The sequence below is a fragment of the Dyadobacter sp. genome, from assembly GCF_017744695.1.
In the GTDB taxonomy this organism is placed as follows: domain Bacteria; phylum Bacteroidota; class Bacteroidia; order Cytophagales; family Spirosomataceae; genus Dyadobacter.
In genome coordinates this window covers 74,150-95,071 of the sequence record NZ_JAGIAS010000010.1, presented here as the reverse complement: position 1 = coordinate 95,071, position 20,922 = coordinate 74,150, and the positions used below count along the sequence as shown (strand labels likewise).

The 20,922-nt window shown below is 49.2% G+C and carries 14 protein-coding genes; 7 read left to right on the top strand and 7 right to left on the bottom strand.

Translation table 11 applies throughout. The annotated features are described in order from the left end of the window. Window positions 1–43 precede the first annotated feature (43 nt). From J7619_RS28440 to J7619_RS28425, 4 genes are all read right to left on the bottom strand, one after another. A complete protein-coding gene (locus J7619_RS28440; RefSeq protein WP_291207279.1) occupies window positions 44–1,075 on the bottom strand; it encodes a quinone-dependent dihydroorotate dehydrogenase in 1,032 nt (343 codons plus the stop codon). A gap of 75 nt (window positions 1,076–1,150) precedes the next feature. Continuing rightward, window positions 1,151–1,633, bottom strand: a complete 483-nt coding sequence (locus J7619_RS28435) for a hypothetical protein (protein ID WP_291207277.1) — start codon at window positions 1,631–1,633, stop codon at window positions 1,151–1,153. Further along, entirely contained in the window at window positions 1,624–1,827 is a 204-nt protein-coding gene (locus J7619_RS28430; RefSeq protein ID WP_291207275.1) for a hypothetical protein, read from the bottom strand. The genes J7619_RS28435 and J7619_RS28430 overlap by 10 nt, the downstream gene beginning before the upstream one ends. 98 nt (window positions 1,828–1,925) lie before the next feature. Then, the gene (locus J7619_RS28425) at window positions 1,926–3,554 is read right to left on the bottom strand and encodes a beta-N-acetylhexosaminidase (protein ID WP_291207273.1); all 1,629 of its coding nucleotides are present in this window, start codon (window positions 3,552–3,554) and stop codon (window positions 1,926–1,928) included. Between the two features lie 249 nt (window positions 3,555–3,803). Between J7619_RS28425 and J7619_RS28420 the strand changes: the two genes are divergently transcribed. The 4 genes from J7619_RS28420 to J7619_RS28405 all read left to right on the top strand — a co-directional run bounded on the left by J7619_RS28420 (window position 3,804) and on the right by J7619_RS28405 (window position 14,686). Then, on the top strand, window positions 3,804–6,233 hold the full coding sequence (locus J7619_RS28420; protein WP_291207271.1) for a TonB-dependent receptor domain-containing protein: 2,430 nt from the start codon (window positions 3,804–3,806) through the stop codon (window positions 6,231–6,233). Window positions 6,234–6,507: 274 nt separating this feature from the next. After that, window positions 6,508–7,218: a hypothetical protein gene (locus tag J7619_RS28415; RefSeq protein ID WP_291207269.1), complete on the top strand. Its 711-nt coding sequence runs from the start codon at window positions 6,508–6,510 to the stop codon at window positions 7,216–7,218. A gap of 111 nt (window positions 7,219–7,329) precedes the next feature. After that, on the top strand, window positions 7,330–12,264 hold the full coding sequence (locus tag J7619_RS28410; RefSeq protein WP_291207267.1) for a translocation/assembly module TamB: 4,935 nt from the start codon (window positions 7,330–7,332) through the stop codon (window positions 12,262–12,264). Then, a complete protein-coding gene (locus J7619_RS28405; protein ID WP_291207265.1) occupies window positions 12,254–14,686 on the top strand; it encodes a BamA/TamA family outer membrane protein in 2,433 nt (810 codons plus the stop codon). Before J7619_RS28410 ends, J7619_RS28405 begins: the two co-directional genes overlap by 11 nt. Before the next feature lie 13 nt (window positions 14,687–14,699). Here J7619_RS28405 and mce read toward each other — a convergent pair whose 3' ends face one another. Next, window positions 14,700–15,101, bottom strand: coding sequence for a methylmalonyl-CoA epimerase (gene mce / locus J7619_RS28400; RefSeq protein ID WP_291207263.1), 402 nt, complete (start codon window positions 15,099–15,101; stop codon window positions 14,700–14,702). Between the two features lie 43 nt (window positions 15,102–15,144). Then, entirely contained in the window at window positions 15,145–16,080 is a 936-nt protein-coding gene (gene rsgA / locus J7619_RS28395; protein ID WP_291207261.1) for a ribosome small subunit-dependent GTPase A, read from the bottom strand. Between the two features lie 342 nt (window positions 16,081–16,422). Here rsgA and J7619_RS28390 point away from each other — a divergent pair, with 342 nt between their 5' ends. Then, entirely contained in the window at window positions 16,423–17,646 is a 1,224-nt protein-coding gene (locus J7619_RS28390) for an ROK family transcriptional regulator (protein ID WP_291207259.1), read from the top strand. Window positions 17,647–17,679: 33 nt separating this feature from the next. Here the strand turns inward: J7619_RS28390 and J7619_RS28385 are convergent, their stop codons facing one another. Then, window positions 17,680–18,939, bottom strand: a complete 1,260-nt coding sequence (locus J7619_RS28385; protein ID WP_291207257.1) for a glycosyltransferase N-terminal domain-containing protein — start codon at window positions 18,937–18,939, stop codon at window positions 17,680–17,682. 220 nt (window positions 18,940–19,159) lie between these two features. Between J7619_RS28385 and J7619_RS28380 the strand changes: the two genes are divergently transcribed. Both J7619_RS28380 and lipA read left to right on the top strand, forming a co-directional pair. Next, entirely contained in the window at window positions 19,160–19,915 is a 756-nt protein-coding gene (locus J7619_RS28380) for a hypothetical protein (protein WP_291207255.1), read from the top strand. An 18-nt stretch (window positions 19,916–19,933) separates the two neighbouring features. Continuing rightward, a complete protein-coding gene (lipA, locus tag J7619_RS28375; RefSeq protein WP_223399906.1) occupies window positions 19,934–20,812 on the top strand; it encodes a lipoyl synthase in 879 nt (292 codons plus the stop codon). The last annotated feature ends 110 nt before the right edge of the window (window positions 20,813–20,922 follow it).

Below are 20,922 nucleotides of genomic sequence, written 5' to 3'. Positions count from 1 at the left end.
TATTTCAATTCCGGGAATGCGTGAAGTGCTGTATTTTCTGATTTTACTTCCTGACCAATGCCTTGCAGATCCTGCTGACCACACCGGGTCCTTCGTAAATAAAGCCGGTATAAAGCTGAATCAGGCCGGCGCCTGCGTTAATTTTCTCCAAAGCGTTTCCGGGAGTAGCGATACCGCCGACTCCGATAACGGGAAATGCATGATTGGATTGTTCACAAAGGTAACGAATTACTTCCGTCGAGCGATGTGTCAGCGGCGCACCGCTTAGTCCGCCCGCCCCTATTTGCGTTACTTCCGACGAATCGGTTACAAGTCCTTCGCGGCTGATCGTCGTGTTCGTGGCGATCACGCCCGCGATGCCGGTTTCCTTGACAATATCGATAATATCGTCCAGCTGACTCGTCGTCAGGTCCGGTGCTATTTTCAGGAAGATCGGCTTTGGATTAGCTTTCTCCCTGTTTTTAGTTTGCAGTTCTTTCAAAATCTCGGTTAGCGGCCCCTTTTCCTGCAAATCGCGTAATCCCGGCGTATTCGGCGAGCTTACATTCACTACAAAATAATCCACCACATCAAACAGCTCCCGGAAACAGATCAGGTAATCGCTCAGCGCCTGTTCGTTCGGGGTATCTTTGTTTTTACCGATATTCCCGCCCACCAATATTTTGGATTTCCTCTTCGCCAGTTTTGCCGCAGCCACCTGCACACCTTTGTTGTTGAAACCCATCCGGTTGATCAACGCCTTGTCCTTTTTCAGGCGGAACAGGCGTGGCTTGTCATTTCCCGGCTGGGGGCGCGGCGTCACCGTTCCGATCTCGATGTATCCAAAGCCCAGCGCTTCCAGTTGGTCCACCATTTCGGCATTCTTATCGAACCCCGCAGCGAGCCCTACCGGATTACGAAACCGCAAACCGGCCACTTCCTGAACCAGGTCAGGGTGCTCATAGGTGTACATCGCGCGCATGATCTGCGGCACGAAAGGGATTTTGAAAGCGAAATGCAGCGCTTCGCACACAAAATGGTGAATGCGTTCAGCGTCAAACAGGAAAAGTATAGGGGAGATGAGAATCTTATACATCCTGCAAAAATAGAATCTTTCGCAGGAAGGCGCGGGGAGGTTGGGGAATTTTATTTTTAAAGATTCAAGTAGAAATCAATCGGTAGCAGAGCCGCCGCCAAGCTTAATAAAGTCATCGATCATCACAACGTCACGGAGATCCTGTGGCCTTCTGGCGAGTACCTTCAACTCGCGCAAATCATTTAAATGCAGAAAGTTGATTAGCGCCCCCTGTGCATTGACAAAACTTCTCGACCTGCCAAACACTTCCAGAAAATTGAAGTTTCTATGAATTCTAGTAACAATGTCGAGCTCGCCATTGAAACCGAATACCTGAGGCTCCGTGAAATCTATTTGTTCTAGTTTAAAGATTTCGCTTTCATCTAAATCCATACAGCGAAATACCTCAACCAGACGTTGACCATTCTCATGTGTAGGATTAATCCAGATATCCACATCGTTCGTCGCACGATTCAATCCGTTCAGAAACATCGCAAATCCACCAACAATGAGGTATTCCAGCTTTTTCAAGTGTGCGCACTTTGTGAAGTCCAGAAATTCACTGTTTTCTAAATCCATTCAGCTTTACGGATTTTAATAGTTCTATCGCGGGTGCTATGGTCGAAGCCAATGAAAAGTTCGAATTTCTTCCGAATCTCAAAAAACCTATCGAAACGCTCACGTGGCGTTTCTCCCATACCCGTTAGCATTACATCGACATACGGGTCATCGAGGTTTTTATAAATGGTGATTATCCTCTTCTTCGCTTTCATGTCCTCAAAAAGTCAATGAAAAGTAAATATCGGGATATTCACTAAACAATAAAAGCACCCTTTGCAGGATGCCTTTATTGGCTTTCAAAATACATGCCTTATTTTTTCTCCGGCCACACATACTCAAACTTGCCGTTGATAGGCGCGCCGAAGTAGTTGACACCCAGAAAATCGAGGCGTTTTTTGTGGATTTCCATGCGTTTGCTGAAATCTTCGAAGTTCTTACCTTCTTTGGAAGTCCAGCCTACTTCCGCCAATGCGGTTGCACGCGGCCACACCATATACTGGACGTAAGCCGGGGTCTGCATATATTCTGTCCACACGTTGCCTTGTACGCCGAGGATATGCTTCGCTTCGTCGGCAGAAAGGTCAGCAGGAGTTGGCTCGTAGGAATAGGATTCCGCGAGGTCGGTAAAGCCGCCGATCGCGATGGGCTGTGTTTTAGCTTCTGCCTGGTAGTGGTCGAGGTAGCAGAAGTTACCCGGCGTCATGATCACGTCGTGGCGCTCTTTCGCAGCGGCAATACCGCCTTCGATGCCCCGCCAGCTCATTACAGTTGCATTAGGCGACAAACCACCTTCCAGGATCTCGTCCCAGCCGATCATCCGGCGGCCTTTCGCGGTAATGAACTTATCGATCCGCTTGATCACATAGCTTTGCAGACCGTGCTCATCTTTCAAACCTTCCTTTTGAATGATGCCCTGGGCAAAACGGCTTTCCTTCCATTGTACTTTCGGGCATTCGTCGCCGCCAATATGGATGTATTTGCTTGGGAAAAGGTCGATCACCTCGGTCAGTACGTCTTCCAGAAACTTGAAAGTCTCCTCCCGCGGCATGAAAACGTCGTCGTAAACGCCCCATCTCGTACCTACTTCATAAATTTTATCAGGATTGTTACCCAACTGCGGATAGGCCGCCAACGCCGCCAACGCATGGCCGGGCATCTCGATTTCCGGGATCACGTTCACAAAACGGTCCTCCGCATATTTGATCACCTCTTTGATCTCATCCTGCGTATAGAAACCCTCATAAGGCTTGCCGTCGTACTTATGGTCGCCGTAGTGGCCCTTCATCGTCTCCTTGCGCTTTGAGCTGATCGTTTTCAGTTCAGGATATTTCTTGATCTCGATACGCCAGCCCTGATCATCGGTGAGGTGCCAGTGGAATTGGTTCTGCTTATGCAATGCGATCAGGTCGATGTACTTTTTAACAAACTCGATCGGCATGAAATGACGGCAAACGTCGAGCATCAACCCGCGGTAAGCGTAGCGCGGCACATCTTTGATCGTCACATAAGGAACGACCCATTTCACTCCTGCAACCGGAGTCTCGCTGAACACTTCGGCCGGTAGCAATTGCAACAGGGTTTGCACGCCATAGAATGCGCCCTTGGCAGTCTGCGCCTGAATGGTAACACCCTTCGATGTCGAAAGCAAGCGATAGCCCTCTTCGCCGAGACTGGTATCCGACGATACGGCAAGCGTAATATCACCTTTGCCTTTTGCGGTAGAAACAGTTTGTCCGGTGGCTTTGCCTAATTGTGCGGCCAGCATTTCTGCCACGTGCGACCATTTGGCATCGGCAGGTGCGCCGATCTTCGTTTTGGCTTTGAGCGTCCATGCGCCTTTGGCGGTCAGGACCTGGGTTGGTTTGGGGATCACGTTAATCTGCGCCATTGCTGAGTGTACGAGCACGCAACAGATTAGTCCAAAAAGGAAACGTTTCATGAATTAGGAATCCGGTATTTATTAAAATTATTTAAAAATACTGCAAGTTATCGTATTCCTATTTTAAAATACTGCGAATCTTAATTTTTTTATAATTTTATGTAATTATCTCAAAAAAGGGTACGTTACCATAAATACATGTAACTTTGTACTCATTAAAGCTTTACAGCTTGGTTTAGTTACATTTCGCAACGCACAACCAGCCTATTTATCCTGCTTAGCTCCTAATAAAATCTAAATCCTATACCCGTGAAAAGAAGTCTGTTGCTGAACAGCATTGCCCTTATTTTACCCACACACCTACTTCTCGCATCGCCCGGAACCCGCCCGCTTCCTGTGAATGATACAAAATCACAGCGTGCGCTCGGAGGCAAGCTCGTAGGCAAAATCGTTGAAGGCCCCAATAATGCCGGGGTCGCATTTGCTACTGTCGCCCTGTTGATGCCCAAAGATTCATCGCTCGTTAACGGCGCGGTGGCGGATGAAAACGGGGCTTTTGTCATCGCCGAGGTTACACCGGGGAATTACCTTCTGCGGGTGACCAATATGGGTTATCAGACACTCTACCGGCCCAATGTCAAGCTGGCGGCCGAAGCCAGCCTGCTCGACCTGGGAAGTATTACCGTGCAGCCCGAGGCACAAAAACTCGCCGAGGTGGTGGTGAAAGGGGAAAAAACGATGATCGTCGATGACATCGACAAGAAAATCGTCAATATCGGCAAGGATATGCTTGCCACGAGTAACAACGTAAGCGACCTGCTGGAAAAGGTACCTGCCGTTTCGCTGGATGAAAACGGTAACCCGCAAGTACGCGGAAAAGGTAATGTGGTCGTACTCATCGACGGGAAGCCATCCAACCTCTATGGCAGCGACCTTCCGACGATCCTGCAATCTTTCCCTGCAAACCTGATCGAGCGCATCGACGTAATGACGACGCCTTCTGCCAAATATGAAGGCGAGGGCGCATCGGGGGTAATCGATATCATTACCAAGAAGACGAAAATCCGTGGAATGAACGGCGGTGCCCGGTTGAGCATTGGAAACCGGAACAACAATGCTGCCTCCGGTAACCTGAGTTATAAAGCAGGCAAGTTCGGCCTGAATGCATCACTTAGCGGGCAAACCCGCGCCATGACCTGGGAAAGGACATTGAGCCGTGATAATTTCGTCACCGAGTCGACCTCGCATTTGCAGCAGGACGGCACCGGCGGTAACAAAGGCAAGAATGCGTTCGGACGCGTGGGGGTCAATTATGATTTCAACGACAAGAACTCCATTGAGGCCGGCGTGAACTACTCCCGTGACAACAGCCGCAACAATAGCAATATCCTTAACCAGACAACGCTTGCATCGGGCGTGGTGTCGGAGAGCTTCCGCCGTTTGAACAACAGCAAAGGCAATGGCGACAACCTCAATTTCAACTTCGATTACCGGCTGAAATTTGCCGAAAAAGACCATCAGCTTAATTTCAATTCGAGCTACTCGCTCGGCGGGTCCGATGGAGAATCCTATTTCTCGCAGGAAAGCACTGTCGACAGCCTCATACGCAACCAGCAAAACCTGCGCAACAATAACCGCCATTCACTCTTCCTGAATGCCGATTATACCTGGCCCATTACACCGAAAGCAACCCTGGAAGCCGGCGTACGCTCGCGCAGCAGCTCGAACGACAACGTGAATGCCTTCTATAATCTCGACCGCGAGACGAACAGCTACGTTTTTGACAACAATATCAGCAATGTTTTCGGCTACAAGGATGCGACCTACACCGGGTTCATGACATTCTCCCAAAAAACCGACCTCTGGGGTGTACGGGCGGGTTTACGGGTGACCGACTACAACCAGGACATCAACCAGATCAGCCGCAAACAAGACTTCAGCGTGCATTTCCTCACGCTCGTGCCATCATTCGCTGTGACGCGTAAACTGGGCGAGTCGTCGCAGGTGAAGCTGAATTACAGCCGCCGCGTGCAACGTCCCGAAGCCGACTGGCTGAACCCTTACACCGACGTTTCCGATCCGCGTAACGTGAAAACGGGTAACCCGAACCTCCGCCCGGAATTTACACACAAGGCTGAAATGGGTTATTCCAATTACGAAGCCAACGGCGGCTGGGGGCCGTCGCTTTTCATGGATTATTCCAACAATGCAATCACACAGATTCGTACGATCGACGAAGCAGGTGTTTCGCTCACCAGGTATGACAATGTCGGCCGCGAATTCTCCTATGGTTTTGAAACCGATTTCTCCCAAAAACTCTTCGGAGATGTCCTGAAAATCAATGGCAGCGGCCGCGTTTTCCGTAGCGAAGTGGTATCGGCTGTTGCGCAGATCGACAACCGGACCTGGAGCTATTCCGGTAACCTCAACGCATTTATTTCGCTTCCGGCCGACTTCCGCGCATCTGCCTACGTGAACTACGAGGGCCCGCGGGCGATCGCGCAAGGCACGCGCGACGGCGTTTTCATCGCTAACATGGGTATCCGCAAGGATCTGCTGGAAAAGAAAGCGACCATTTCCTTTAATGTCCAGGACATCTTCCTTTCGCGGAATTACAGAAGCCAACTGAACACCGCTACTTATTCGCAGTCGTCGAACTGGCACCAGACCAACCGCCTGGTGAATGTGACATTCCAATACAGATTCGGCAAAATTTCCGCAAGCGGCGACGATGCCTGATGTGCAAGGCAATAATTGTTAATATATGTGAAAAGGAAGGGTCGTATTGGCCCTTCCTTTTCATTTACAAGCAGTTCCTGATCGGCTCAGGAAGCACTGCTACGATCATTTTTGCCCGCATTTGGCATCATGGAACGGTTTTTGCAAATAGCTGGCGCAGGAGTCGATTAATTTTGCTTATTTAAACCCCGAACACGCAGAGTGATCTAAAAAATCGGTTCCGGGCAACCGGATTCCGGAAGGTCAAAAACTTAAAACAAAATTCTCAAAACACATGAAAAAGATCAAAATGCTGGCCGCATTGCTATTGGTTACGGCTGGTTCTTACGCACAAAAACTGCCCGCTGACTCCATATTTTCACAATTTTACAAAGCAACGGGTGGCAAAAGCCTTTGGGACGGTATAAAATCCTACAACCTGAAAAGAAGCTACTCCGCCGCCGCAGCCACTCCTTATGATGCCGTGATCACCGCCTCTATTCCCGAGCAGTCGATCTACAAAAACAAAACCATCATGAAACGCAGCTTTGTGTACACCGTGAAGGGCGACCAGGGGTGGATCAAAGTACCGATCGGGCAGAAAGTAGATGTGAAAGACCTCAGCCAGGCGGAGCAGCAAAACATGCGCATGGAATTGTATGACAACCTCGTTCCATTCATTAATTACAAAGATCGCGGACTGATTGCAACGACTGTTGGTACCGAAACACTCAATGGCGTGCAGGTAAACAATGTGGAATTGCAGGGTAAAGGGGTAAAATACAACCTCTATTTCGACGCAAAATCTGGTCTGCTCGTACGCGAGAAAATGAACCAGGCTGGCGTGGAAACCACCACCGATTTATCAGATTACGCCAAATCCGCGTATGGTATTTTGTACCCCGCCAAACTCGTGGAACTTAACAGCTCCGACAAGAAGCCGGTGACGATCAAATCGGCGCTGACCGTGAACGAAAATGTGAACGTCGAACTGTTCAAGAGATAAAAAAGGTATTGTTCTAATCCTGTACCTGCCTGTCGGATGTATGCGTCTGACAGGCAGGGTTAATGAAAACCAAGATTCTCAACGCCGCAGTATGGCGGAAATCAGCCTGGGATGAAGAAAGCACTCAAAGTACTAGCCATCATAATTCTGACAGTTTTGATTCTGGTTGGCGTGTTGGTCTGGGGTATCCAGACACCGTTCGGCCAGAATTTTTTAACATCCCAGGCGAATTCCTTTTTGCGTAAAAAACTCAAAAACAAGGTCAATATTGAGAAAATCCGCTTCGACGTGCCCGACTGGGTATTGCTCGAAGGCGTGTATTTCGAAGACATGCACGGCGATACGCTCCTGGCCGGCAAACGCCTGTACGTGGACCTCGATATGTACAGCCTCATTAAGGGAGACATTGGTATCAACAAGGTGGAACTGGAAGAGGTAAATGCCCACATCAACCGTGTTTTGCCAGACACGACATTCAATTTCCAGTTTATTGTAGACGCATTTGCCGGTACCGACACGGAAGTTGACACTACTCCGTCCAAACCGCTGAAAATGCGGCTGAATCAAATATCGCTGAAAAAAGTCCGGTTTTCTTACCGCGACGCGGTGATCGGAACCGACGCCTCGGGAAATATCGACTCGGCGGTTGTCAAGTTCGATAAATTCAATCCAACGATTTCTCAATACCACCTCACCAGCACGGCATTGCATAACAGCCAGGTGAAACTGAGGATGTACCCTGCCTTAAAAGTAGCTGCTGCCGGCCCCGAGCCCAAGCCCGATCCGGCCGACTCGCTCGATATCAGAGCCGGTGATATCGATATTCAGCAGTTCAAATGGCAATTCGACGATGAAACGTCGGGGTTGAAAAATGGAATGACCGTCGGGAAACTGACCGGGCATGTGAACAGCATTTACATGGGCAGCCAGCACGTGGACGTGAAGAATGTTTCACTACAAAACATGTCGCTTTTCGCGGAATTCGCGAAAAAGCCCAAAACCGCCTCCGCTCCAACGGAAAAGAAGGACACTACCTCTGCCCCGGGTTGGTATGTTAAAGTGGGAGAAATCAAACTGGCGGACAATGATATCCGCTATGACGACTTCAATTCTCCCGCGGTACCCAAGGGACTCGACTACGCACACCTCAACATCAAAGACCTGAATGTAGATTTGCAGGATTTCCTTTTCTCGCCGGAAAACATTGCAGGCGCACTGAAATCTGCCTCATTTAAGGAAAAAAGCGGCTTCCGCCTCGATGCATTCCGTACCAACTTTGCTTACGGCGATCAGGAAACCTATCTCCGCAACCTTTACCTCAAAACACCCAATACCCTCTTGCGGGACGAGCTGAGCCTGCGCTACAAAAACCTCGATCAGCTCACCAGCGACATTGGTAAGGTAAAACTCAAACTGCGGCTCACCGACAGCCGCGTTGCCTTCGCAGACATTTTGCTTCTGGTACCCGATCTGGCCAAAACCCCACCATTCGACAAGGAACCGAACGGCGTCGTAAAAGGCACAGGCCAAATCACCGGATCGGTGGACGATATGCTCATCTCCAAGGCGAGATTTACCATGCTCGATGGCACCGTGCTAAGTGCTGACGGACGCTTGAAAGGCCTCCCCGACTCAGAAAAGCTTGCAATGGATTTGAATATCAATGAAATTTCCTCCACCAAGGCCGATCTGCTTAAAATGCTGCCCGACAGCACAGTTCCCGCTTCCATAGAGCTACCTGACGCGATCAAGGTTTCCGGCAAGATTAAAGGCTCTATGCAGAACCTCACCCTGGCAACCACCATCAATACCTCGTTTGGGACAGGGACTTTTTCGGGAAATCTTAAAAACATTGAGGACAGCCTGCGGGCACAATATAATGGCACACTGACGCTCACGGAATTCGATCTCGGCAAGCTTACCAAGCAGCCTCCCGAAGAAATGGGTAAACTGACATTGCGCGCCGATGTAGACGGGGTTGGATATGCACCGAAAACGATGAAAGCAAGGCTGGATGGCAATATCGAAAGCGCAGATATCAAAGGATATGTATATCAAAACCTGAAACTGAAAGGAGATATCGACCATGGCCTCGCCAACGTCTCGGCAAACATGGACGACCGCAATATCGATCTTGATTTGAATGCACAGGCTGATTTGTCCAAAGAATACCCTTCGGTCAAAGCGGATCTCGAAGTAGCGAATCTCGATCTGACCGCCCTGAATCTGTACGCGGATTCATTACAGGTGAAGGGCAATATTAAGGTAGATATGCCTTCAACCAATCCCGAAAATCCGCTGGGTACCGTCAATCTGGACAGTCTGGTGCTGGTGCATCACCGTAAGCCGGTCGGTATTTCCAACATCCATGTGCAATTGACCGATTCCAGCGGTGGTAAACAGGCTTATGTCGAATCGCCTATTCTGAAAGCCAAAATGACCGGCCAGTATTCTTACACAGAAATTGGCGACGCGATCCTGACCGAGGTAGGGAAGCATTTCAAATCACCCGACCTGACTTACAAAGAAGTGACCAAACCGGTAAACTTCGCCCTGGACGCCACGCTTAACAATCACCCGGCAATTCAGGTGTTTGTTCCCGAAATACGGGAAATGAAGACGATCCAGCTGCATGCACAGATGGACAACCAGAAAGATTCTTCCCTGGTAGCCCGGCTGAGCGTTCCGATGGTCAATTACGACAGTACCATTGTGGAACGCGCATCGATGGATTTCAGCACCGTTGAAGCCCATGCGGCTTTGAATGCCAATGTGGGTATGATCAATACGGGTGGTTTCAGAATGCAGAATGCTTCGCTGGCAAGCCGGATCGTCAACAATGACGTAAAATTCGATTTTGTCGTCCGCGACTCAGTCAATACCGAGCGCCACGCCGTAAAAGGCGACCTGGCCGTCAACAACAATCAATATCGCCTCAACCTGCGCGACGACCTGCTCCTGAACTACGACAAATGGGAGACCGACACTGCGGGCTACGTGCGATACGCGTCCGACAGCGTGTATGTGAGGAACCTGGCGATCAGCAACAAAGGGCAATCCCTGAAAATCAACTCCACTTCCGAGGCACCCAATAGTCCGCTCGACATTACCATGGCCAATATCTCCATCGGGCCGCTGATCGAGATTGCAACGCTCGATTCGACGCTCGCGACTGGTACGTTGAATGGAAAGGTGTTACTAAGCAACTATATGACCTCGCCTGTATACACGGGCGAACTGACCATCAATAACCTGGCCGTAACCAAAATTCCAGTAGGCGACCTGGCATTAAAATCGACAAATGATACCGAGAACCTGATCCGGGTAGCGATGTCGCTCGTGAACGACCAGAACGATGTGAGCCTCCGGGGAAGCTATAATCTGAAATCCGAAAGTCCGATGGATTTCAAAATGGATGTAAAAAAACTCAGTGCTAAGACGATCGAGGCGTTCAGTTTCGGTGAGCTGAAACGGGCGGAAGGCAACCTGACCGGTAACATCGCCATTACCGGTGCAACCGACAGCCCCCGACTCGACGGAGCAGTTAATTTTGACAATGTAGCATTCAATGCGACGCAACTGGGAGCGCGGTATTCGTTGGCCGGGCAAAAGATCCAGTTCAATGGGCAAAATATCAATTTCAATAACTTCACAGTCACCGATTCGCTGAACCAGACCGCGAAGATCAATGGGAATGTGAGCATTGCGAAGTTGCCGGATGTGGGGTATAACCTGAGTATTTCGGCTAAAAACTTTAATATCCTCAATTCAACGCAGAAACAGAATGAGCTGTTTTTTGGAAAGGCCAACATCGATGCTAACCTGACGGTAAAGGGCCAGGGAGCGAAGTCGGTGATCGACGGTAATGTAAAAGTGGACCCTGGTAGCAATATCACCGTGGTAATGCCCAGCGACGCCACCGAGGCGGGCGATGCGACCAAAGGCGTGATCGAGTTTGTGGATATGAGCGACAATACGGAAGCCGTAAAAAAGGATTCCGTTGAAGCTGCGCAGAATGTAATGGTGGATTTCGCCTCTCAGATTTCGCTGGATATTGATGTAGACGACAAATCGGAGTTCAAAGTGGTGATCGACGAACTGAATGGCGATAATATCCGTCTGAAAGGGAACGCGCAGTTGAATACGGGTATCGCGCCGAACGGGCAGCTCTTCCTCCTCGGCTCCTATGACCTTACCGAAGGCTCTTACGACCTTACACTGCAAATCTTGAAACGGCAGTTTGAGATCAAAAAGGGAAGTACGCTCCTCTGGACCGGAGACCCGATGAGGGCCGATTTGAACATTACCGCTTCGTATCCAGTAATGGTCGATCCGGGCTCCATTGACGCCAAATTCCAGGGTGCGAGCAAGATACCGATAGAAGTACAGATCGTGATCACAGGAAATCTCACAACGCCCAATATCGCATTCAAGATCGCAATACCTGAAAATTCTGTCGATAAGTCGGTTGAAGACGGCATCACCGCGCAGACATTCTGGAGAGATTTACAGAACAATCCGTCCGAGGCGAACAAACAGGCATTCGCATTGCTGATTACCAACAAATTCATCACCGATCAATCGACGGCCGGTTTCAATATCGGTTCCAGCGCGGAAGCTGTCGCCCGCCAAAGCGTAAGCCAGCTCCTCACTGACCAGCTCAATAACCTGGCCTCCGACCTCGTAAAGGGTGTTGACCTCAACATCGGCCTGAACTCTACCGCCGACCAGACCACTGGTGCCCGTACCGACCTGAACGTAGGCCTTAGTAAGGCATTCCTGAACGACCGGTTGAAAATTTCAGTAGGCAAGAATTTCGAGCTCGAAAGCCGGACGAATTCGGGCAATTCAACGGAAGTATTCGACAACATCGCCCTTGACTACGCCATCAGCAAGGATGGCCGGTACAAGTTCCGCGCTTACCGCAAAAACCAGTACCAGTCGATCCTCGAAGGTTTTATCATCGAAACGGGAGTGAGTTTTATCATTACTGCGGATTATGACCTGTTCCGCGAAATTTTCCAAAAGCAGCGCAATGAAAAGTAACATAGGATATATACTGGCGATCTGTATTTTCCTGGGTAGCTGCTCGGTCAACAGATATGTACCCGAAGGCCAGAGCATTTACGTGGGCAACAAGGTAAATGTGCAGTCCGACACCATTTCCAAACCGAATGTGACAGGAGTAGCCGATCAACTGGAAGAGCTCATCAAGCCGCCGGCGAATAAAACGATTTTTGGCTTTCCCTGGAAAGTATGGTTTTACTACTGGATCGGAGAACCGAAAGACGAAGGCGGGTTGCGGAGCTGGTTCCGTAAAAAGCTCGGCGAACCACCGCGCTATGCCACACAGCGCATTGTGGATATCAATTCCGCCAACATGGCCGCATTTCTGGACAATGAGGGCTATTACCGCTCGAACGTTAAGGGCAGGGTTATCCCCAACAAAAACAAAAGGAAACGCACCGCAATCACCGAATACGACGCATACGTAATGCCGCGCTATGTGATCAACGAGATCAGCTACGTCGTGCCGGACAGCTCGCTCTTTAACCGCGACCTGGTTTTGGCCAAAGAGAAAACATTGCTGAAAAAGGGCGACCCGATCCGCCTGGAAGTAATCACGACTGAGCGCACACGCATCGATCAGGAATTGAAAGGCAAAGGATATTACTATTTCAACCCCGACTACCTGATTGTAAAAGTAGATTCCACCATTGGCCGCGCCGACTCCACCCTGGGGCCGCAGCAGGTAAATCTATTTCTCGAAGTGAAGAAGGAAACCGCACAGACTTCGCTGAAACAGTATTTTATCAACCGTATTTACGTCAATACCGGCACGGAGGAAAACAAGCAAACCGACTCGACGGCGCTTGTGACAAACAACCCATTGCGCCGGGGCATCACCGTCACTGATCCCGGTAATCACTACAAACGCAGGATATTTTACGACGCCATCGGTTTCAGGAGGGGTAATATGTATACCAATACTATGCATGATGTTTCCCTTCAGAGGCTGATCAACCTGCAAAACTTCCGGTTCGTTAAAAACCGCTTCGACCTCGTGCCCCGCTCCGATTCCGCATTGCTGGATGTGTATTATGACCTTTCACCAATGAAGAAAAAATCGTTGCAAACCACGCTGTCGGCCAGTACCAAATCCAATAACCTGGGCGGCTCACAGCTAGACGTGACCTGGCGGCACCGCAATTTTTTCCGGGGTGCGGAAATGCTGGCGATCAACGCGTACTTCGGATTTGACGTCCAGCTGGGCGGGAGCCGTACGAGTTCCAACAACATCGGCAACGAATACATCCGGTATGGGGCCAAAGCCGATTTGTCGTTCCCCAGATTTATCATCCCGTTTGTAAGAATAAGACCTGAAAAGAGCCAGGCTTTACCCAAAACTATTCTCTCACTGGCCTATGAAAACCGGATACAGCGCAACTTTTATACCACCCGCTCCATTCGCGGGGACTGGTCGTATATATGGCGCCGCAATTCGGAGGTGGAACACACGCTTACGCCGATATCCATCAACTTTGTAGAACCGAGGAATATCAACACGGAGCTGCTCGGGGAAATCGCAACGGATCCGAATACCAACCCAACGGACGTGGATCGCCTTTTCAGGCTCGTGGATACCAAGTTCTTTATCATGGGGTCCAACTACTCGGTATCCTACCGCCCTACCCCAAGACCATTCAGCAAAAACCAGGTCGCGATGACCGGTGGCATCGAATGGGGCGGAAATATTTTAAGTATGCTGACAAAGAAAAACCCGGAAGGCTACCCGAAAGAATTTCTCAAAGTGCCCATCCTGCAATATGTGAAGGTAGATGGCGATGTAAGGTATTACCGCACGATCACCCCTTCGATTAAATGGGCGAACCGTATTCTCGTGGGAGCGGCCAAACCCTATGGCAACTCGAAAACAATGCCTATACCGCAATTCAAGCAATATTTTGCCGGCGGTAGCACGGGGATCAGAGCATTTCGTCCGCGGTCACTGGGGCCCGGCGCCGTTGCCCCGGATACATTATCTATTCGCTTGATCGGCTATCAGTCTTTTGCTGATATCCGCATGGAATTCAATTCGGAAGTGCGGATGAAGTTTACAGATATTATTAACGGAGCTGTTTTTGTGGACGCTGGAAATATCTGGTCCTTCGGCGATAGTACTCGCGCCGCTTACCCCGGCACCGCATTGATCAGCAACAAATTTTTAAAACAAGTAGCTGTCGGCGGAGGTATCGGTTTACGCCTCGACTTTTCTTACCTGATTTTCCGGCTCGACCTCGCTACGCCATTCCGCAAGCCATGGTATGTGAACGAGGTTAAGAATGTGAGCGATGAAGGCGTGGTGGAGTACAAAAATCCTTGGGTATTCAATGAAATCAAATTTGGAAGCCGGGCGTGGCGAAAGGAGAATCTGATATTGAATATTGCGGTCGGGTTACCGTTCTAGCCGGGTCAGGATATCACTTGATTTCCTGGCAAAGCTCTATCAAAACGCCGTTCGCGCTTTTGGGATGTATAAAACAAACCAGCTTATTGTCGGCGCCCCGCTTGGGAGTGTCATTCAATAATGTGAAGCCTGCATTGCGGAGGCGTTCCATTTCGGCTACAATGTTCTCCACTTCAAAAGCGATGTGGTGAATGCCTTCTCCCTTCTTTTCAATGAAGCGCGCAATGGCACTTTCTGGCCCGGTGGCTTCGAGCAGTTCTATTTTGGTTTGATTTATTTTAAAAAATGAAGTAATAACCTGTTCCGATTCAACACCTTCGCGTTTGTAAGGAACTGTATTCAGCAATGCCGAGTACAATGTCTCTGCCGCGGAAAGGTCCCTGACAGCAATACCTATATGCTCTACATTCTTCATAGCCGAAGCATTATTCAACTCCTAAACTCATGAACTCTAAGCTCTATTTCCGGTTATCGTCGCCCGCCATGATGCTCAGGTAACTTTCAAAACGGCTCAGCGCGATCTTTCCTTCCGAAACAGCCTCTTTTACCGCACAGCCGGGTTCATTGATGTGCTGGCAATTATTGAAGCGGCATTGGTTAAGCAAATCGCGCATTTCGGGAAAGTAATGGCTAATTTCCTCCTTTTCCATATCGGCCAATCCGAGTTCTTTAATCCCCGGTGAATCGATGATGAAGGTGTCTTTTTCAAGTTCAAACATTTCAGCGAAAGTGGTCGTGTGCACGCCCTTGTTCGCAAATGTGGAAACTTCCTGCGTTTTAATATCCAGATCGGGCGCAATCGCATTCACGAGCGTCGATTTACCGACCCCTGAATGTCCTGAAAGCAATGAAACTTTCTCTTTGAGCAATTCCCTGAACTCCCCCAGACCGAGTTCGGCCAGGGCCGTCGTGGCGAGACAACGGTAACCAAGACTGGTGTACAATTCCATGAGCTCGGCCTGGAACTCCTTCATTTCATCATTCAGCAGGTCCTGTTTATTAAAAACAAGCACCCCGGGAATGCGGAACGATTCGATCGCAACCAGAAACCGATCGATAAATCCCAATGAAGTACGCGGGAATACCAATGTACAGATAAGTATGGCCTGATCCACATTTGCCGCGATCAGGTGCGCATGGGCCGTTTTATGGACTGAGCGGCGAATTACATAATTCTCACGCGGAACAATCTCATGGATGATCCCGAAATTTTCTCCCTCATTCTCCACCTCGAAATTCACATAATCCCCCACGGCTATCGGGTTGGTTACTTTCAAACCCAATGCTTTGAATTTACCTTTCAAACGACACTGCCAGATGTGCCCGTCCCTGCTATCCCTGACGTCGTACCACGAACCGGTCGAACGAAGCACCAAACCCCTTATTAAACTCATTTGTCTTTGTTTTGGAATCAACGAATTTAAAAGGACTTTGTCAGAAGTCACTAAAAATTAGCCGCGAAGTCAAAAGAAGCCTCCAAACAAGTAGTTTTTCAACATCGATGATTTTTACATACAATGCGTATCATTGTCTCCTTCAAGCTGAAAAAATCCCCGTTTTGTGACCGCAGTACTATTAAGAAACGTTTGGCCAATCGCCCGATTCGCTAAATATTTTACAACAAATAATAATATTTTTTAAAATCACACCCGTTTTTTCTGATTATTCCATACATTAGTACACCCAATAGTTAAAGAAAATTAAAAATATCATCCTATAATTTTTCGCTCCGCATAATGGACTTAGTGGCAGAAGAACCGAGTTCGGTCATCGATATTCGTAAAAATCGCATTAGAAGCAGCCTTTTGTTGCATCTATATCAGTCTGGCGACACTTCCATTAACAAAATGGCCAAGTTGTTCCATGCGAGTATACCCTCTGCAACGGGCATTGTGAACGATCTGATGCGGGAAGGCTGGATCACGGAGACAGGCACAGGTCCTGCACGAGCTGGCCGCCCGCCGGTGCTCTACGGCCTGAACGCGAAGAAGTACCTTACGCTGATCATGGACATTAACCGCCATGATACCCAGCTCTGCATATTCGACTTACATAACCAACTGATCCTCAAAAGGAAAGTTGACATACGTCTCGACGACTCATCGAATTTTCTGGAAGAACTTTTTACATCCACGGATGACTTCCTGAAATCCAACAATATTACTCGCAGCAAACTGTGGGGTATCGGCGTTTCGATGCCCGGTCTGATCAATTCTTCACAGGGTATTAATTTAACTTACCTGAACCTGACACCTTCTGGTGTGCCGCTGGTAACGTACCTCAAAGAGCATTTCGACCTCCCGGTGTGCCTTTTCAATGATACGAAGGCCACCACAATCGGCGAGCACCGGTTCGGTTATGCGGTCGATAAATCGCAGGTGCTGACGATCAATATCGACTGGGGTGTAGGGCTCGGCATTATCATTAACGGAGAGGTTTTCAATGGGGCATCAGGCTTTGCGGGCGAGTTGGGGCATATTCAGGTGAAACCGGACGGAATGCTTTGCCATTGCGGAAAAGTAGGCTGCCTGGATACGATCACTTCGGCCATTGCATTGATCCGCCAGGCTAAGGACGGTATCAACAGCGGCCGGGCAACGATCCTGAAACAAATCGTGAATGGCAATCTCGACCTGTTGGAAACATCCCATATCATCGAAGCGGTCCATGCGGGCGATGAATTCTCGATCGACCTGCTAAGCACCGTTGGCACAGAACTGGGCAAGGGGCTGGCTACGGCCGTTCATTTGTTCAATCCCGAAGTGATTATCGTGGGTGGTTTGCTGGCGGAAGCCGGGCCGTTCATTTCCAACCCGATCGAGCAGGCGATCAACAAATACTGCCTGTCGGATTTCAAAAATCCACTGTCGATCCACATTTCCAAACTGGGCGCCAAAGCGCGCTTGCTGGGAACACAGGCCTACCTGTTCGATAATCTGATTGCGAAAGAATTTTCCTGAAAATATATACTGGTGGCGCCCTTTGCGGCGTCATCAACCAATTGCCTGCTTCACTTTCTGCATAATCAGGTCGGTAGCACCCGTACCCGACTTCACGTATTCCGTACTAATATTGCCCGCATTCCGTGCATCAGCGGGGTTATCAACCCAGTTTTCCATCATTTTCAAAAGCTGATCCCCGTCGGCAACGGCGAATGCACCACCTCTTTCTATCAAATCCACGGCTTCCTGAAACCGGTGATAGCTTTTGTTCCCAAAAACAATAGGCAGCCCAAATGTCGCGGCTTCCAGGATATTATGCAGCCCCACTCCAAACGAACCACCGATATAGGCCATGTTACCATACCGGTATAGCGACGAGAGCATGCCGATATTGTTGATAATGAGATAGTCGAAACCCGCCGCATCCTGCCCGGCGGCTACTTCGGAATACAAAATGGAACGACCGTTCAGCCTGGAACGCCAGCCGGCGATTTCCTCGGCCCTGATCTCGTGCGGGGCGATGATCGCCTTCAGAGATTTGCCTGTTAATGCATTCAGCGCAGGAATGAGCACCTGCATATCCGCCTCCCACACCGAACCCGCGATCAGGCACTGGCCCGTACCCTTGAAACGCCCGATCTCGGGCAACTCGCGCGCATTAGACACGATCGCACGCACGCGATCGAAACGGGTGTCGCCCGCGATACTGGCGGCCGTAACACCAATACTTTCCAGAAGCGAAACCGACGTCTGATTCTGCACAAAGAAATGATCGAAGTAACTCAGCTTCTTACGAAAAAAGCCCCCATATGGTTTAAAGAAGATCTGATCGGGACGAAAAATGGACGAAAAAGAAAGGATATAACTTCCGTTTTTCCGTAGCTCACGCAGATAGTTAAACCAAAACTCGTATTTGATAAAAAAGGCAATCTGCGGGTTGACAATTTCCACAAATTCACGTGCATTTGAAGGCGTATCGATCGGCAGGTAACAAATAAAATCCGCTCCCGCATAGTCCTTTCTGATTTCATAACCCGAGGGCGAGAAAAAAGTAAGCAATATAAAATGACCGGGATAGGCATTCCGGTAAGCTTCTATTACCGGCCGCCCCTGCTCGAATTCCCCGAGCGACGCAGCATGAAACCATGCGACCGGCCGCCCTGCTACCTGTGCCTGAAACGATGATCGCAGACAGCGGAGAAGGCCTTTTCGCCCCTCCACGCCGAGCTTTATTTTATGATTGAAAGGTGCAACGAACCGGAATAGAAATGCGAAAACCTGAATGGCGACCTGATAAATGATTTTCACCAAAGAAGTCTGATTAAAAGGACATTAGAAAAGCAACAAAACACCGTCTTTCAGGTGCAACAGAAGCCGCCAGCAGGCTTTTTTGCTTCTTTTTTCGTTTAAAGAACATAAATGTACAAAAAACCGTTAAAGTGGTGTCGATATACAGAAGCATACGCTATTATTTTGTACTTTCACTGTCCATACGACACATACACAGTCACAGAGAATTTATACTAATAATATGATGCGTGTAAAACTTTTACTTTCAGTAGCTATTCTGTTTGCACTATCGACAGAAATATACGCTCAGCGCAGGTCTGTGAAAAATGAGGACGCGGAGGAGACCTATAAATCATTTACCTCTTTGGGTATTACCACCAATACCAACTCCGGGATTCTCGGAGGTGCGGTTTTTCGCCAGTCGTCGGCTTTGGGGACTAAAATGTTCGGAAAGAATGCATACCGCTACCTGGCACTCGAATTGGTGAACGTGAAACATCCGAAAGAACTTTCCACGCAGGACTTTGTGACAGGTGCACGACTGGTTTATGGCAAACAAAACTACCTGTTTGTGCTTCGTCCGGAATATGGCCGTGAAATAGCGCTCTTCAGCCGGCAGGACGACGAAGGGATTTCGATTAGCGGTATCGTCGCGGCAGGTCCATCACTCGGCTTCGAAAAGCCGTATATGGTCCAGTACCAGGGCTCCGATGGCCGGGTAACCACCCAGCCGTTCGATCCGAACAGGGCGGGCGACATTATCGGTGCGGGCAGCTTTTTCCAGGGTTTCGGGAAATCGAAAGTGGTACCTGGGCTGCACATCAAGACGGCCATGAGCTTTGAATTGAGTGCTTTCCGGGATAATGTGACGGGCGTCGAGGTTGGTTTTATAGCCGAAGCCTTTTCAAGAAAAATTACAATTATGGCGGATGCGCAGAATAAGGCCTTTTTTACATCCGGATACCTGACCCTTTATTTTGGAAGTAAGAAAAGATAATTACCATTACAGATTAATATGATTGAATTGCCAGTAATACCATCGGAACGCAGAAAACGCCCCGATTGGCTCCGGGTTAAACTTCCCGCAGGCCCTGAATTCAGGAAAGTGAGACAGCTGGTCGATAACTATAAACTCCATACCATTTGCGAAAGCGGCAGCTGCCCGAATATGGGGGAGTGTTGGGGAGCCGGAACGGCCACCTTTATGATCCTCGGGAACGTGTGTACGAGAAGTTGCAGTTTTTGTGCGGTAGCAACCGGCCGGCCTAACGAGTACGATACCGACGAGCCACGGCGCGTGGCGGAGGCGATCAAGCTGATGCAGGTGAAACATGCGGTAATCACATCCGTGAACCGCGACGAGCTGAAAGACAAAGGCGCGGAAATCTGGTATCAAACGGTTCGCCAGGTAAAGGAAAACACGCCGGAAACGACGATTGAAACGCTGATCCCCGATGTAAAAAGCAACTGGGATGCATTGATACACATGATCGAAGCGGGTCAGGAAGTAGTTTCCCACAATATGGAGACTGTGGAACGTTTATACCGTGCGGTACGTCCGCAGGCAAAATATACCCGTAGCCTGGAACAAATCAAGCGTACGAAGGAATTCGGCCAGCGTACCAAATCGGGCATTATGCTTGGCCTTGGCGAAACGCAGGATGAAGTGTACAAGGCAATGGACGACCTGGCTGAAAACGGCCTGGACATTCTGACTTTGGGACAATATCTTCAACCTACCAAAATGCACCACGAGGTGATCGAATGGATCACGCCCGAAATGTTTGACAATTACAGGGAAGAAGGATTAAAACGCGGCTTGAAATACGTTGAATCAGGTCCACTGGTACGTTCCAGTTACCACGCGGAACGCCATGTGAACGTGCCGATCTGATATCGGGACTTCGCTTAAAGAGCCGGTACAGCAACGTATACCGGCTCTTTTATTTTGCCTCATAATTATTCTTTGTCACCGTTTGCGAAGAGGTATTTGATTCAGCGGTA